This is a genomic window from Pseudomonas sp. P1_F1_2, from assembly GCF_056405815.1.
The window spans coordinates 19,276-33,408 of sequence record NZ_JBFUBK010000034.1 but is presented as its reverse complement, the minus strand read 5'-3'; the positions used below and the strand labels follow the sequence as shown (position 1 = coordinate 33,408).

Below are 14,133 nucleotides of genomic sequence, written 5' to 3'. Positions count from 1 at the left end.
CTTGAGCGGGGCGCGTTACAGGCGCCCCGCTCTCACGGGATCATTTGAATTCGACAGGGAAACCGATGGCCGGCGACGGCAGCTCGACACCGAACCACTGTTTGAACGACGCCGCGTAGGTCGGGAACTCCACGCCGGTCATGGCTTCATGCAAGGTGGTGTTGACGAAGTTCAGCCAGTCCTGATCGCCACGTTTGACTGCGCAGGCGTAGGTTTGCGGGCTCCAGGCGTAAGTCGGGCTGCGATAGCGGCCAGGGTTCTGCACCATCAGGTATTTGACCGACGACTGATCGGTGGCGGCGGCATCGGCACGGCCGGAGTTCACGGCCTGGTACATCAAATCCACACTGTCGTACTGATCGACCTTGGCCTTGGGCAGTGCCTGGTGCACCAACTCCTCGGCGTACACGTTCTGCAACACCGCCACGGTCACGCTGTCGCCAGCGGCCTTGAGGTCTTCGATTTCCTTGTACTTGCTGTTCGCCGGCAACAGCAGGCCGACGCCTTCGCGGTAGTACGGCAAGGTGAACGCCACCTGCTGCGCACGGCTGGCGGTCACGGTAATGAACTGGCAACTGATGTCGACCTTGTCGGTCAGCAGATTGGGAATCCGCGCATCGGACGACTGCACCACGAACTCGACCTTGGTCGGGTCGTTGAACAACCCCTTGGCAATCATCCGCCCGATATCGATATCGAACCCCTGCAACTTGCCATCCGCTCCCTGGAAGTGCCACGGCGCATTGGTGCTGCCCGTGCCCACAATCAATTTCCCGCGGGCCAGCACGCTATCGAGCTTGCTGTCTGCTGCCTGGGCCATGCCCATGACAGAGGCAGACGCGGCGAAAAGGAAAACACACGCTTTAAACAAGGAAGGTCGGCGATGCATGGCAAGCACTCCAGAGTGATGTTTATTCCGCTATACCGGACACGAGTATGTAACAGCGGAATAGACAGCAGAAAGTGTGCCACAGGTTGTGGAGGGAATGTTGGGGAGATTGAAAAGTGTTTTGAATCAAATGGATGTGCGAAAGCACGGCAAGAGTGTTACGGAACGCACGATCAAGGGAGCGCTACCGTTGGCCACAGTTGGCGGGTATCTGGTTCACATCTGGGATGTCGATGAGCCAAGACGGTGCTGACTAATAATGCATTCTTTCTTGGAGGAATCGAGAAGGGCAAAGTATTGCGTGTCCTAAACTCCACATTTTCTTCCACGATCAATCAGGGCATCTGGCATCTACGAGTACAGAGTCTCCGTCGGCGCACATCCCTTTCGGAATAAGCCTTCAGACAGCTCCCGTCAGCGATCGCCTGCATTTTTGTAAACATCGCCCCGTTCTCGTTTCCCCACGGCGATGACAGTCACTATCAACACCTCGTCCTTCACTCGATAAACCATCTTGTATCCAGCACTACGTAGCTTGATCTTGTAAGCATTTCCAAGCCCGCTTAGCCGGTCTGCGGGAACATGCGGATTAAGCAGTCGCTCCTGAAGCTTCCTTTTGAATTGCTCCCTTAGGTTGCCCCCCAGCTTTTGCCATTCTTTCCACGCTTTTTCAGAGAATTCCAGCTCATAGGTCATCAATTGAAACCTTTATGGTGGGATCGTTCTCTCGTTCTTTGCAAAGAGCGATTAACTCCAAATCTTCCAAACGACTCATCATCGCTTCGTACTCCTTGGCGGGAACGCAATAGAAAGCCGGCTCATTACGGTTGAGGATCGCAACAGATAAACCACCACCGGCAGCAACCGTACCCATCGGGTTTTTTTTCAGCTCGGAGATGCTCGCCACGACTTGCGAAAGCACGATATGTGTCATGAATTTGTTCCTATGAGTGCTTTTAGAGACGCTAAAAATAGCACTCTAAAGCGCATCTGAGCTCCATCCTTTTGAGAGAAATTTCACGCCCCCAAGGCAAGGGTGTCTCATTACAGATCCTGAACAGTGCTTGTTCTCGATTGCACAAAAAGTATCACGTCATACGCATCTGGATTTCTGAGATCTCCGTCGAGAGAATCGTGTAATACCGTGCGCAACTTCCGAGACAACGTAAGAAGTTTCCCACCTGTAATTTCTGACAGTAGACCCACCCCACTTCCCTCCTTTACCGTCGACAAACCCTCGATGGTCGTTGTGAAAAGGAGATTTCAATGAGCTCGACAACCCACCTGACATCGCTGGCCCCGGTGTATCGCAAGGCACTGAAAACCTGGCGTCCTGTGATCCTGTATTTCGGCAACGAACACTGCCCGGCCTGCGAATGGGCGGAACCGATCTTTCGCCAGGTTGCCGAGCGCTATCGCCATCACGCGAATATCTACGTGTTGAACACCAGCGAATCACCTCGGCATCCGAACGTTACGGGTACGCCGACGGTGCTGTTTTTCAAGGACGGGAGATTGAGGAAGAAACTCAAGGGCATTGGCTCTCAGGAGACCCTGGAGCAGGATTTCGCCCACCACGTCGGCAGGCTCAGGCCGCGATATGTGCGTCAGGCGCCGAGTCACGATCTGGCATGGTTGCGCCAGACGTTGCGCAGATTGTGTACCGTGCCTCGGGCCTTTGAGCGGTTGAATCGTCGAGCCGGGTGTTAAGGCTTGGCAATAGTGGTGTTTGACAGGACGCTATCGCGTGCAAGCTTGCTCGCGAAATTGTCGTGCTCAGGAATGTTTGACCTGCTCGATGTACCTCACCACCGCCGCCGATTTCTCGAAGCGACGATAAATCAGCGACAGCCAGGACGTCGCTTCACAGCAGCTTATCTTGCGATACAGGACGCCGGGCAAACCGACGTGGCCGACCACCGATTCCGGCACGACTGCCACGCCCTGCCCCAACGACACCAAGGCAATCACGGCCACCAACCCGCCCGGTTGCGCCCCCAGGGTCGGCGAAAAGCCGCCTTGGGCGGCCACTTGCAAGGTGCCGGTGATTTGTTCCGGCAGGATGAACGTCTCGTTTTGTAAATGTTGCGGGCCGATGTCCGGCAAACGGCACAGCCAGGACTCGGCCGAGACCGCGAGCACAAAACCTTCTGCGTTGAGGCGGATCTCGTCCAGCCCCTCTGGCAGCGTCATGGGCGAACGGACGTAACCCATGTCAAATCGACCATCGAGCACCATGGCCGGCAACGTGGCCATGGGGCTTTCCCGCACATTCAGACTCACGTCGGGGCATTCGCGGCTGAAGGCTTGCACCTGTTTTTGCAGCACGCCGCCGAACACCGCCGAGGCCACGTAACCCAGTTCGATATGACCAATGTCGCCACGCCCCGCCCGCTGTGCGTTGCGCTGTGCACATTCGAATTGGCGCACGGTGGCTTCGGCCTCGATCACCAGCGCGACGCCCGCCTCGGTCAGCTTCACGTCACGCTGCTGGCGCAAGAACAACCGAGCCCCCAGTTCGCTTTCCATGTCCTGGATCTGTCGGCTCAAGGTCGGCGGCGCGATGCCCAAATGTTCGGCGGCGCGGGTGAAATTGCGCTGCCGGGCAACGGCCAGAAAATAGCGAAAATGGCGAATTTCCATTAGTGCGTTAGCCCAAAGGTAATGAATTGACGGTCCATGCCTAACAAAGCAAGCCCCTGCTGGCGATAAGCTGCATGGCCCCTCACAGTAAAGAGCTCCGGTCATGCCCGTCAAACCCAAGGTCAGCCCGCGACTGACGTTACTCACAGCCTCAGGTGTCTGCTCGCTGATCGTGCTGGACACCAACATCGTCGCGGTCACGTTGCCGACCATCGCACGGGACCTGGGCGCAAACTTTGCCGACATCGAATGGGTCGTCAGCGCCTACATGCTGGCGTTCGCCGCCCTGCTACTGCCGGCGGGCAGCATTGCCGACCGCTTTGGCCGGCAGAAAACCCTGCTCTGGGGCCTGGGCATTTTCATTCTTGCGTCCCTCGGGTGCGGTGCGGCGCCCAACGCGTTGTTCCTCGATATTGCGCGGGCGATCAAAGGCGTCGGCGCGGCACTGTTGTTGACCTCGGCACTGGCCTCCATTGGCCACACCTTTCACGATGAAGTCGAGCGGGCCAAAGCCTGGGCGTTCTGGGGGGCGTGCATGGGGGTGGCGATGACCGCGGCGCCGACGGTCGGCGGACTGATCACCGAATACATCGGCTGGCGCTGGATTTTTTACCTCAACCTGCCCATTGGCGTGTTCTTGATGGTCATGGTCTGGCGCACCGTGCCGGAATCCAGAGACTCCCAATCCGCACGCCTCGATCCCTGGGGCAGCCTGGCATTCAGTGCGAGTTTGTTGTGCCTGATCTGGGGGTTGATCGAGGCTAACCGGATTGGCTGGAACAACCCGACCACTTACGTCCGGCTCATCGGCGGCGCGTTATTGTTGGGGCTGTTCGTGGTGATTGAGCGGATGCAACAGCGTCCGATGGTCGACCTGCAATTGTTCAAGCATCCGCGTTTTATCGGCGCACTGCTCGGCATGTTTGCCTACGCCGGTTGCGCTCAAGTGATGATGACCTTGCTGCCGTTTTACCTGCAAAACGGCTTGGGCTTTTCGGCGATTGCGTCGGGGCTGGGGATGCTGCCGTTTGCGTTGACCATGCTGATCTGCCCACGCATCGGAGCGCGACTGGCCGGCCGTTATTCGCCTGCCACCTTGATGGCGGCCGGGTTGACGCTCGTCGGCAGCGGCAACTTGCTCAGTGCCCGGGCGGTCAGCAGTGGCGGCTACCTGCCCTTTGCCCTGGCGATTGCCGTGACCGGCGCGGGTGCCGGGCTGCTCAATGGCGACACGCAAAAGAACATCATGGCGTGCGTACCCCGCGAGCGCACTGGCATGGCGTCGGGCATGAGCACCACCATGCGTTTCAGCGCCATCGTGCTGGCCATCGGTGTCTACGGCGCGCTGCTCTCCAGTCATACCGAACTGTTGTTGCGCGACAGCCTTTCCACTCAAGGCGTGGTGTGGCTCAGCCAGGCACAAGGCATTGCTTCGCGGGTAGTTGCCGGTGACATGGCGGCGGCCATGAACCTGCTACCGCAAACTGCACGCTCAGTGGTCGAGCCATTGGCGCGTCAGGCCTTTGTCGGCGGCTTCAGTCTGTTGCTCTGCGTCGCCGGGCTGGTGGCGCTGCTGTGTGCCTTGGTGGTGGGCACGCTGATGCGCAATCCGATTCCGGTGCAAAAAAACTTCTCCCTGAGCCTGGAATAAACCCGTACGGGGTTCGTCGTACTGCCACTGAAATTGATCAGTAGCCACTACGAGAGCCCCATCATGAAAAGCCTTCTGTCCGCGCTGTGTCTGATTGCCCTGAGCGGCACTGCCGCCGCTGCTTCTGCCGACAACGCCAGCCCCTCGAACGTCGAGGACTACAGCTATTCGAAATCGCTGAACATTGCCAGGGTCATCAACATCACCAACGGCGATTATTGCGGCATCGGCCCACGGGAGATGACCTATGTCGACACCACGGGCGCCACTCATGTCCTGCGCTACCAGGCTTACGGTGATTCATGCATCGATCAGAACTGATGCTTGAGCGACGCCAGCACCCTCTCGGCATTCGCATCACAGGCTATCCCTTCGGGTCGCACTTCGATGCTTTCGATCACCCCCAGCAACTTCGCCTTGCTCTGGGCCAGGTGAAGTTGCATTTCTTCGATCTGCTCGACTTTTCGCACAAGCCCCGCCACCAGTTCATCGCGCTTGAACTCGCCCGTTACGGTGTCAGGTAATAACTGCTTCAGCTCTTCGAGGCTGAACCCCGCCTGTTGGGCACACTGAATAATCATCAGTGTTTGCAGGGCCTGCTCTGAGTATCGCCGGTAGCCATTGGCCGAGCGCGCCACCTGACTGATCAACCCTTGAGCTTCGTAAAACCGGATTCGCGAAGCGTTCAAGCCGCTTAACTGCGCCAATTCACCAATTTTCATCACGGCCTCATTTGCCTGCTTGACATTAAAGTTAACTTTAAGCTTAGCCTCTACGCTTCACTGATGAGGAGTCAAGCATGTCGCCCTTCCAAGCGTTAAATCTGCCCAACGGCCAGACCGTCGGTAATCGTATCGCCAAAGCCGCGATGGAAGAAAACCTCGCCGATACCGGCCAAGGGCCGTCACGCGCCTTGTTTCAGCTGTATCAGGCCTGGGCCGAGGGCGAAGCCGGCCTGTTGCTGACTGGCAATGTCATGATCGATCGCCGCGCCATGACCGGCCCCGGTGGCGTGGTGCTGGAAGACGAACGGCATATCGAACAGTTCCGTCAGTGGGCAACCATTGGCCGGGCCGGTGGTGCGCATTTCTGGGTGCAATTGAACCATCCCGGCCGCCAGACCATGGCCAACCTCGGCCAACAAGCCTTGGCGCCGTCGGCGGTGGCGCTGGACCTGGGGGGCTTTTCGAAGATGTTTGCCGAGCCCAAACCCATGTCCGAGGCCAATATCAGCGAGGTGATCACCCGCTTCGCCACCAGCGCAGCTCTCGCCGAAAAGGCCGGGTTCACTGGCGTGCAGATCCATGCGGCGCACGGTTACCTGCTCAGCCAGTTCCTCTCGCCGCTGACCAATCAGCGGACCGACCGTTGGGGCGGATCACTGGAAAATCGCGCGCGTTTGCTGCTGGACGTGGTCCGCGCCGTTCGCGAGGCGGTATCGCCGCAGTTTTGTGTGGCAGTGAAACTCAATTCCGCCGACTTCCAGCGTGGCGGTTTTGATGCCGACGATGCCCGTCAGGTGATCCGGTGGCTCAATGAGCAACGCATCGACCTGCTGGAACTCTCCGGCGGCAGCTACGAAGCCCCCGCGATGCAAGGTGAAGCCCGCGACGGCCGGACCTTGGCGCGCGAAGCCTACTTTCTGGAAATGGCCGGTGAACTGGCCAGTGTGGCGAACATGCCGGTGATGGTAACCGGCGGCATCCGGCGTCTGGCTATCGTGGAGCAGGTGCTCGACAGCGGCATCGCCATGGCCGGCATTGGCACGGCGATGGCCGTCGAACCGCAATTGGTCAAACAGTGGCGCCAAGGTCAGAACAGTCACCCGCAGTTGCCGCCGATCCGCTGGAAACGCAAACCATTGGCCGCGCTGGCGAACATGGCGGTGGTGAAGTTTCAGCTCAAGCGACTCAGCCGCGGGCGTAAGCCTCAGCCGCAGGTATCGGCGCTGTGGGCATTGATTCTTGACCAGTTGTACATCAGCCGACGGACTCGCCAGTATCGTCAGGCGATGAGTAAGTAACCTGAGCTAGACACGATGATGGCATATTAGTATCGTCTCTCTGCCCGCCCGGGACGATACTTTGCACTCCCAATATCGCAATCCGGAAGACGAGGCGCATCATTTGCCATGGAAGCCGAGTGTTCACAATGCTAACTGTAATAAACGTAGGTCAAGGCGACGCCTTTATTCTGAATCCAGGACAAGGTTGTGATTTAAGCGATCCACCGCTTCTAATAGACACAGGTCCCGCCAAGGCGAATATTGAAAACATACTGAGCCCAGGTATTTATCGGTTATTAATCACCCACTCACACGAAGATCATATCGGTGGGGTTCCGCGACTATTAAAGTCAAAAAAAATAGAAATTTCCCACACTTATATTCCCTACTATCTTCCTGAAATAACAAAAATATACGGCTATCTAAAAAAACACACCACTGAAAAACTTAAACAGCCGAACTGGAAGTTGATCAGCACCTTGCACCCGCAGTTGGTCGCACAGGGAGATACTTTGTGCACCCACGCGACCATATTGAACCCCCCTCGCCACCCCGAAAAAATTTTCGACGACTTCCCAACCTCCGAAACGTCCATCGAACAAGCGCTTACTATACTTTCGGAATATGGAATAGAGCTTCCGAGAGAAGAAATAATTAACTATGTCTCACCACTGGTTTTGCGCCGCCACATCGAAAGCCAATTGGAGTATGGGTTCTTTGCGCGAAAATTCGTGCATTTATTTTTCATCACGCTCAGTGAGTCACTCGCCGGCGCCTCAAAAAACAATATAGATTACTACGTCTCCCGGCACGTAAAGTTGAACTCCAACCGAGCCAGCATTGTATTCAAACACCAGCACGACAGCGGCGACTGGTTATTTACAGGTGATGCAGACAACTCGGTATTTGAACGACTGATCGAAGAAAAAACCGACATATCTGCGAAGTTTCTAAAAGTCCCACATCATGGCAGCAGAGAAAATATTTCCAACAACGCAATGCTCGCCATTAAACCTGATCATGCAATTATCAGCCATAACAACCGAAAATTCGGCACTTCGAATGACCCACACCCACACAACGAAGTAATCGACTTGCTCGATCGACACCGAGTTAATTGCTACTACACTAACGAAGTAGTAAAAAAATCCGTAACCATCAAAACCCAAGCTACCGGTTCCATTTTGGATGGGCTGATTAACTTTATTTAGATCTGCGAGTCCCCACACCACTGATCGCCCATCAGTGGTGCCGCCCCGAACATTTACCCTCAGAAAACAATGGGGGATTCCGGGATATCGATATGCAAATAAGTGGCACACAAGTCACTTGCCAACCGTTTAGCCCGGTTTAGTCGAATCGCTCCTCTTTCGATATCCACCAGCAAAATGGGACAATCCAGAGCAGGCAGAACTGACCACTCTTTCAATCGTCCATCGGTCAGCAGCAACACTCGCTGCTGCTCCGCTGGGAAGCGTATTTTCCGTGCCACCAGCCAACGCCCGGCCTCTTCCAGCGCCGCCAACACTGGCGTGCCGCCGCTTGCACCCAGCCCATCAAGCCAGGTACGCAAACCGCTGGAGGCTTTCAAGCCTTGCACCTGCCATTTCGGCACATTGCCGCTGGCCGTCAGCAACGCCAGTCGCGCACGTTGGCGATAGGCATCGTCGAACAATTGCGCCAGCAAACCCTTGGCATCGCTTAATGCTTGATGACGCCGCGTCGAGGCCGACGCATCGACGATCACCAGCCACAATTCATGGGCGCTTCGCGTGCGCAGATGGAACAGTACATCGCTGCATTGACGTGGCCGGCCGTTGAGCAAGGTTCCGGGCCAATTGATCGAGCCGCTGCGTGCAGCGTGACGCTTGCCTTGCTTGCCGTTGTCCAGCCGTCCTGCGCGGGGTCTGGCATTCGCCCCCGCATCAGATCGAGGGCGAATGCCTAAGGCTTTTTTGGCCAGCTCGGCACTTCACGGCGGGCGCCGACCGGCAACGCCTGGGCCGGCATGTCTCCCCATTGGCCCTGGCCTTCGCTCGGGTTGGGAGGTTGCGCAGACGGTGACTGACTGGATTGCGGTGCCGGCAGTGTTTGCTCGCGGCGACGATGACGCAAGGCGAAGTCGGCGACGGCGTCGATATCGTCCTCGGTGATCGCGTTCGCCCCTTGCCATGCGGCATGGGCGCGGGCGGCGCGCAGCCAGACCAGGTCGGCGCGCAAGCCATCGACCCCGGCGGCAAAGCAGCGCTCCGTAATCAGCGCGAGCGCTTGATCGTCGAGGGGGATGCTCGCCAACAGACTACGGGCCTTCTCGCAGCGTTCGCGCAGCGCCTGCTGTTGATGTTCCCACTGCGCGCAGAACTGTTGCGGATCGCTGTCGAAATCCAGTCGTCGACGGATGATCTGACCACGCTCGGTCGGTGCGGTATGGCCGCTGAGCGCAACGTTCAGGCCAAAGCGATCGAGCAGTTGTGGACGCAGCTCGCCCTCTTCCGGGTTCATGGTGCCGATCAGTACGAATTTCGCCGAATGCCGATGGGAAATGCCGTCGCGTTCGATCAGGTTGGTGCCGCTGGCGGCGACGTCAAGCAACAGGTCCACGAGGTGATCGGGCAGCAGATTGACCTCATCGACATAGAGCACGCCGCCGTCAGCCTTGGCCAGTACGCCGGGGGAAAATTGCGCACGGCCATCGCTCAGCGCCGCATCCAGGTCGAGGGTGCCGACCAGTCGTTCCTCGGTTGCACCCAGCGGCAGCGTGACGAATTGACCGCTGGCGAGCAGATCTGCCAGACCACGGGCCAGGGTCGATTTGGCCATGCCGCGAGGGCCTTCGATGAGTACGCCACCGATTTTCGGGTCGATGGCGGTCAGGTACAGGGCGAGCTTCAAGTCGTCGGCGCCGACCACGGCGGATAACGGGAAATGCGGGGTGTCGGTCATGTCGGGTCTCGTGTGTGGTCGGTGATGTGATCGTTCCCACGCTCCGCGTGGGAATGCAGCATGGGACGCTCTGCGTCCCCAGAGCCGAACGCGGAGCGTCCGTTGAGGCATTCCCACGCAGAGCGTGGGAACGATCATGCCCTCATGAATCTTCTTCTATATCCAACAACAAATTCTCCAGCGCCTCGCGATACTCGCCCGGTTCCTTCCACATCCCTCGCCGCTGCGCTTCCAGCATCCGTTCGGTCATGTCTCGCAACGCATGCGGGTTGTGCTCGCGAACGAAATCGCGAGTCGCCGGATCGAGCAAATAAGCGTCGGCCAGTAACGCGTACTGGTGATCGTCAATCAGTTGCGTAGTGGCGTCGAACGCAAACAGGTTGTCGACCGTCGCCGCCAGTTCAAACGCGCCTTTGTAGCCGTGACGCTTGGCCCCGTCGATCCACTTTGGATTGGCCGCCCGGGAACGAATCACCCGGTTCAGCTCTTCCTTCAAGGTGCGGATTTTCGGCAAGTCCGGTTGACTGTGATCGCCGTGGTAACTGGCCGCGGCTTCACCGCTGAGGCTTTCTACGGCGGCGAGCATGCCGCCCTGGAACTGGTAATAATCGTTGGAATCGAGCAAGTCGTGCTCGCGATTGTCCTGGTTTTGCAGCACCGCTTGCACCTGGCTCAGGCGCTGGGCGAATTGTTCGCGAGCGGCGGTACCTTCGTCCGAGCCGCCATAAGCATAGCCGCCCCAGTTCAGGTATACCTCGGCCAGATCTTCGCGGCTTTGCCACAGACGCCCGTCGATGGCGCCCTGCACGCCGGCACCATACGCACCGGGTTTGGCCCCGAAAATTCGCCAACCGGCCTGACGATTCGCAGCGTCTTCATCCAGCCCCGATTGCATCAACGCTTCACGTTCGGCACGCACTTTGGCCGCCAACGGGTTCAGGTCGTCGGGTTCATCCAGCGCGGCGACCGCTTGCACCGCGGCGTCGAACAAGCGGATCAGGTTGGCAAAGGCATCGCGGAAAAAACCGGAGACGCGCAAGGTAACGTCCACACGCGGGCGGTCGAGCAAGCTCAGCGGCAGAATCTCGAAATCGTCGACCCGCTGACTGCCGGTCGCCCAGACCGGACGCACGCCCATCAGCGCCATGGCTTGGGCAATGTCGTCGCCGCCGGTGCGCATGGTCGCGGTGCCCCACACGGACAAACCGAGTTGGCGCAGATGATCGCCGTGGTCTTGCAGATGTCGTTCAAGGATCAGGTTGGCCGACTGGAAACCGATGCGCCACGCGGTGGTGGTCGGCAGGTTGCGCACGTCCACCGAATAGAAGTTGCGCCCGGTAGGCAGCACGTCCAGACGGCCGCGGCTGGGTGCGCCGCTGGGGCCGGCGGGAACGAACCGGCCCTTCAGGGCGTCGAGCAGACCGCGCATTTCGGCTGGGCCGCAGGCGTCAAGGCGTGGTGCGACGACTTCGCGCAGGCTGTCGAGGATGGCTTGCACTTCTGCCCAGCGCGGAACCTGTGGGAGCGAGCTTGCTCGCGATAGCGGTGGGTCAATCGACATCAATGTTGAATGTTCAACCGCATCGCGAGCAAGCTCGCTCCCACAGAGTCCGCGCTCGGTGCTCAATGTTTGCGAGATGAGTTGTGCGGCGAACAATTCCAGTCGTTCACGGGTATCGCCCGCCGTACGCCAGAGTTCATCGTTCATCAGTTGCAGTTCAATTGGACGAGGCCCGGTCCACGGCTCGGCCAACGCACAATCCAGAGGATCGAATCCCAGCTCGAACGCCTTCGCCAACGCTCGCAGCAAACTGGATTGCGCACCACGACCATCGCCACGGGGAATCCGCAGCAAGGCCAGCAAGGTGTCGATGCGCAAGCGCCCGGTCGGTGACTCGCCAAAGATGTGCAGGCCATCGCGAATCTGCGATTCCTTCAAATCGCAGAGATAGGTGTCCAGACGCGGCAACCAGATCGCCGCGTCGGCATCGCTGTCGAGTTTTTCGTCCAGTTGCAGTTCACGGTCAATGTGGGTGTCGCGCACCAGTTGCAGGATGTCGCGCTGCAATTCCCGAGCACGACGCGGATCGAGCAGTTGCGCTTCGTAATACTCGTCGGCCAGTAATTCGAGATTGCGCAATGGCCCGTAAGTTTCAGCGCGGGTCAGCGGCGGCATCAGGTGATCGATGATCACCGCTTGAGTGCGGCGCTTGGCCTGCGCGCCCTCGCCCGGGTCATTGACGATAAACGGATAAATGTTCGGCAGCGGCCCGAGCAATACGTCCGGCCAGCAGTTTTCCGAGAGCCCGACACCTTTGCCCGGCAACCATTCGAGGTTGCCGTGCTTGCCGACGTGAATCACGCCGTGGGCCCCGTAGGTGTTGCGCAGCCAGAAGTAGAACGCCAGATAACCGTGCGGCGGCACCAGGTCCGGGTCGTGATACACCGCGCTCGGGTCCACCTGATAACCACGCGCCGGCTGAATGCCGACGAAGGTCAGGCCGAAGCGCAGGCCGGCGATCATCATTCGTCCGCCACGGCACATCGGATCGCTTTCGGGCGTGCCCCAGCGTTCCAGCACGGCTTGGCGGTTGGCCTCGGGCAAGGCGTCGAACATCTGCCGGTATTCGTCCAGCGTGAGGCTTTGATGGCAGGGACGCTGATCCAGGGTATCGAGGTCGTTGCTGACCCCGCCGAGTAATTGCTGGATCAACGCCGTTCCGCTGTCCGGTAACTCGGCCGACAGCGGATAACCCTCGACCTGCAGCGCACGCAAGATATTCAACGCGGCGGCCGGGGTATCGAGGCCGACGCCATTGCCGATGCGCCCATCCCGGGTCGGGTAGTTGGCGAGAATCAGGGCGATACGTTTTTCGCTGTTCGCCAGCCGCGCCAGATCGATCCAGCGCCGCGCCAGTTCGGCGACGAAATCCATGCGTTCGGGTTGAGGACGATAGCAAACGACGTCCGACTGACTGCGCTCGCTGCGCCACGCCAAGTCCTTGAAGCTGATCGGGCGGCTGATGATGCGGCCGTCCAGTTCCGGCAATGCGATGTGCATCGCCAGGTCACGCGGACCGAGGCCCTGCTCACTGGCGCGCCATCCTGGCTCGTTGTCCTGAGCGCAAATCGCCTGAATCACCGGGATGTTGCGGCGAAACGGGCGCAGGTGCGGCGCTTCGGGGCTGGATTGGGCGAAACCGGTGGTGTTCAAAATCACCCCCGCCTCGACTTCATCCAGCCAATCCTCGACCACCGTCAGGCAGCCGGGCTCTTTCAAACTGGCCACGGCAATCGGCAAGGGATTTAACCCCGCCGCCTGCAAACGCTGGCAGAAAACATCGATAAATCCGGTATTGGCCGCCTGCAAATGCGAGCGGTAAAACAACACCGCCGCCACCGGTTGATCGGCGTGCCAATCGGCTTGCCAGTCTTTCAGGGCTGCGGGGCTTTTTTTCGGATGGTAAATCGCCGTGCGCGGCAGGGTTTGGGGCTCGGCCCAGGCGTAATCGCGGCCAAGCCATTGAGTGGCCAGGCAGCGGAAAAAATCCAGGGCATTGCCCATGCCGCCCTGACGCAAAAACTGCCAGAGCCGGTCGCGATCGCCGGCCGCCACGGTGCTCAGGTCGCTGAGTTCCGGGTCCGGGCGATCATCACCCGGCACCAGAATCAGTTGCACGCCCCGCTGGGAAAGCTCCACCAGCCGCTCGATGCCGTAACGCCAATAGGCGATGCCGCCGTGCAGCGAAATCAGAATCACCTTGGCGTGCCGCAGCACTTCGTCGACATACAGGTCGACCGAGGCATGGTTTTGCACCTGCATCGGGTTGGCCAGGCGCACGCTGGGATAATCATCGGGCAATTGCTGCGCGGCTTCTGCGAGCAGCGCCAGGCTGGAATCACCGCTGCACAGGATCACCAGCTCGGCGGGGGTTTGTCCAAGGTCGGCGATGTTGTCGTCCGACACGAAACCGCCGGGCTGGGTCCTGAGCAGGTGCATGG

At 59.0% G+C, this 14,133-nt stretch carries 13 protein-coding genes; 5 read left to right on the top strand and 8 right to left on the bottom strand.

Annotated elements, in window-relative coordinates; all coding sequences use genetic code 11:
• Window positions 1-40 precede the first annotated feature (40 nt).
• The 3 genes from AC1D2P_RS12640 to AC1D2P_RS12630 all read right to left on the bottom strand — a co-directional run bounded on the left by AC1D2P_RS12640 (window position 41) and on the right by AC1D2P_RS12630 (window position 1,823).
• A complete protein-coding gene (locus AC1D2P_RS12640; RefSeq protein WP_077430243.1) occupies window positions 41-889 on the bottom strand; it encodes a transporter substrate-binding domain-containing protein in 849 nt (282 codons plus the stop codon).
• 414 nt (window positions 890-1,303) lie between these two features.
• Window positions 1,304-1,585: a type II toxin-antitoxin system RelE family toxin gene (locus AC1D2P_RS12635; RefSeq protein WP_477757532.1), complete on the bottom strand. Its 282-nt coding sequence runs from the start codon at window positions 1,583-1,585 to the stop codon at window positions 1,304-1,306.
• Window positions 1,575-1,823: a type II toxin-antitoxin system Phd/YefM family antitoxin gene (locus tag AC1D2P_RS12630; RefSeq protein ID WP_046027440.1), complete on the bottom strand. Its 249-nt coding sequence runs from the start codon at window positions 1,821-1,823 to the stop codon at window positions 1,575-1,577. The genes AC1D2P_RS12635 and AC1D2P_RS12630 overlap by 11 nt, the downstream gene beginning before the upstream one ends.
• Before the next feature lie 332 nt (window positions 1,824-2,155).
• On the opposite strand from AC1D2P_RS12630, the gene AC1D2P_RS12625 reads away from it, so the two are divergent.
• The gene (locus AC1D2P_RS12625) at window positions 2,156-2,599 is read left to right on the top strand and encodes a thioredoxin family protein (protein ID WP_109784713.1); all 444 of its coding nucleotides are present in this window, start codon (window positions 2,156-2,158) and stop codon (window positions 2,597-2,599) included.
• A 66-nt stretch (window positions 2,600-2,665) separates the two neighbouring features.
• On the opposite strand, the gene AC1D2P_RS12620 is transcribed toward AC1D2P_RS12625, so the two are convergent.
• Window positions 2,666-3,532: a LysR family transcriptional regulator gene (locus tag AC1D2P_RS12620; protein ID WP_477757531.1), complete on the bottom strand. Its 867-nt coding sequence runs from the start codon at window positions 3,530-3,532 to the stop codon at window positions 2,666-2,668.
• Window positions 3,533-3,635: 103 nt separating this feature from the next.
• On the opposite strand from AC1D2P_RS12620, the gene AC1D2P_RS12615 reads away from it, so the two are divergent.
• Entirely contained in the window at window positions 3,636-5,183 is a 1,548-nt protein-coding gene (locus tag AC1D2P_RS12615) for an MFS transporter (protein ID WP_477757530.1), read from the top strand.
• A 63-nt stretch (window positions 5,184-5,246) separates the two neighbouring features.
• Window positions 5,247-5,504, top strand: a complete 258-nt coding sequence (locus AC1D2P_RS12610) for a DUF2790 domain-containing protein (protein WP_046027444.1) — start codon at window positions 5,247-5,249, stop codon at window positions 5,502-5,504.
• Here AC1D2P_RS12610 and AC1D2P_RS12605 read toward each other — a convergent pair.
• Complete coding sequence (locus tag AC1D2P_RS12605) at window positions 5,495-5,905, bottom strand: MerR family transcriptional regulator (protein WP_046027445.1); 411 nt, start codon at window positions 5,903-5,905, stop codon at window positions 5,495-5,497. The genes AC1D2P_RS12610 and AC1D2P_RS12605 overlap by 10 nt on opposite strands.
• 77 nt (window positions 5,906-5,982) lie before the next feature.
• On the opposite strand from AC1D2P_RS12605, the gene AC1D2P_RS12600 reads away from it, so the two are divergent.
• The gene (locus AC1D2P_RS12600) at window positions 5,983-7,206 is read left to right on the top strand and encodes an NADH:flavin oxidoreductase/NADH oxidase family protein (RefSeq protein WP_077430248.1); all 1,224 of its coding nucleotides are present in this window, start codon (window positions 5,983-5,985) and stop codon (window positions 7,204-7,206) included.
• Between the two features lie 128 nt (window positions 7,207-7,334).
• Window positions 7,335-8,399 (top strand): ComEC/Rec2 family competence protein, encoded by a 1,065-nt coding sequence (locus tag AC1D2P_RS12595; protein WP_046027865.1) that lies wholly within the window; start codon window positions 7,335-7,337, stop codon window positions 8,397-8,399.
• 59 nt (window positions 8,400-8,458) lie between these two features.
• Here the strand turns inward: AC1D2P_RS12595 and AC1D2P_RS12590 are convergent, their stop codons facing one another.
• From AC1D2P_RS12590 to cobN, 3 genes are all read right to left on the bottom strand, one after another.
• Window positions 8,459-9,151 carry a vWA domain-containing protein gene (locus tag AC1D2P_RS12590; RefSeq protein WP_477757564.1) on the bottom strand — a complete coding sequence of 231 codons (693 nt, stop codon included), beginning with the start codon at window positions 9,149-9,151 and terminating at the stop codon, window positions 8,459-8,461.
• Window positions 9,133-10,131: a magnesium chelatase ATPase subunit I gene (locus tag AC1D2P_RS12585; protein WP_477757529.1), complete on the bottom strand. Its 999-nt coding sequence runs from the start codon at window positions 10,129-10,131 to the stop codon at window positions 9,133-9,135. The genes AC1D2P_RS12590 and AC1D2P_RS12585 overlap by 19 nt, the downstream gene beginning before the upstream one ends.
• A 142-nt stretch (window positions 10,132-10,273) precedes the next feature.
• Window positions 10,274-14,131 carry a cobaltochelatase subunit CobN gene (cobN, locus tag AC1D2P_RS12580; protein WP_477757528.1) on the bottom strand — a complete coding sequence of 1,286 codons (3,858 nt, stop codon included), beginning with the start codon at window positions 14,129-14,131 and terminating at the stop codon, window positions 10,274-10,276.
• Between the last annotated feature and the right edge of the window lie 2 nt (window positions 14,132-14,133).